Origin of the sequence: Craterilacuibacter sp., assembly GCF_051659485.1 — a bacterium.
GTDB lineage: Bacteria > Pseudomonadota > Gammaproteobacteria > Burkholderiales > Chromobacteriaceae > Craterilacuibacter.
Map to the genome: position 1 here is coordinate 1 of NZ_JBOFOO010000152.1, position 1,208 is coordinate 1,208.

The 1,208-nt window shown below is 61.8% G+C and carries 2 protein-coding genes; both read right to left on the reverse strand.

Going from position 1 to position 1,208, the window contains the following annotated elements; all coding sequences use genetic code 11:
• On the reverse strand, window positions 1-337 hold a 337-nt coding region (locus ACRC1E_RS05235; protein ID WP_438514054.1), incomplete at its 3' end, for a PhnD/SsuA/transferrin family substrate-binding protein.
• Between the two features lie 207 nt (window positions 338-544).
• On the reverse strand, window positions 545-1,208 hold a 664-nt coding region (locus ACRC1E_RS05240; RefSeq protein ID WP_438514055.1), incomplete at its 5' end, for a sulfite exporter TauE/SafE family protein.

Below are 1,208 nucleotides of genomic sequence, written 5' to 3' on the forward strand. Positions count from 1 at the left end.
TATATTTGGAGGTAAAACGGGTGTCTTCCTCGCGCTGCACCAGCGGCACCACCTTGCCGCGCTGGCTGGCTTGCACAAAGGTAAAGCCGCCCAGCCAGGCCAGATCGATCTTGTCGCTATTGAGCGCGGTCACGACCGAGGCGTAATCGGTCACCGGAATAAACTGGACCTTCATCCCCAGCTCTTTTTCCAGATAGGCACCCAAGGGGGCAAATTTGCGCTGCAGCTCGGTCGGTGCTTCATCCGGAATAGCGGAAACCTTGAGAATGGCTTCGTCGGCGTGGACAAACAGGCTGGCGCCCAGCAGTAGCCCTGCCAGCAGATTGTTAGCGTGCATAGTGTTCTCTTGTGTGCTGCGGGCAATACGCCGCATACATCCGGCCCGGGCGGCACGCCCGGACAATAAAAATCCAGTCACCAGGACTGGCAAGGGGGGCGGTCAATAAGCCGCCGTATTCCATCCGGCTACGCGATGCAGCCGGGCGGGATTCTAATTCATTTCACATGTCATGGCACGGATAAACGCACGCGCGGGCACGCCGTCTCAGCGCAGCAGCGTCCACAGCATCTCGGTCGCCATCACCGCCATCAATAGCGCAAACGCCTTCTTCAGCTTGGGGACCGGCAATTTATGTGCGGCACGCGCGCCTATCGGCGCCAGCAACACCGTCATCAGCATCAGCACCAGCATCGCCGGCAGATAGATGAAACCGGCCGAACCCCACGGCAAGCCGGCCTGACCCCAGCCGCTCAGCAAATAACCGATGGCGCCGGACACGGCAATCGGCCAGCCCAGCGCGGCGCTGGTCGCGATAGCGGTATGCACCGGTACATTGCACCAGCTCATAAACGGCACGCTCATCGAGCCGCCACCGATGCCGACCCAGCTGGAAATCACGCCGATCACGCCACCGGTACTCCATTGCCCGGCCACACCCGGCAAGGCGCGGCTAGCCGGCGGCTTGGCCCCCAGATACATCTGCAGGCCGATCACATAGGCGTAGATCACGAAGAACCAGCGCAGCTCGCGCCCCGGAATCCAGCCGGCAATCATACTGCCGGCCAGCGTGCCCAGTACCATGGCTGGAGCCATGCTCTTGACGATACGCCAGTCGACCGCGCCCCGTTGCTGGTGGGCGCGCACGCTGGAAAGGCTGGTAAACACCATCACCGCGAGCGAAGTGCCCACCGCAATATGCTGGACATGC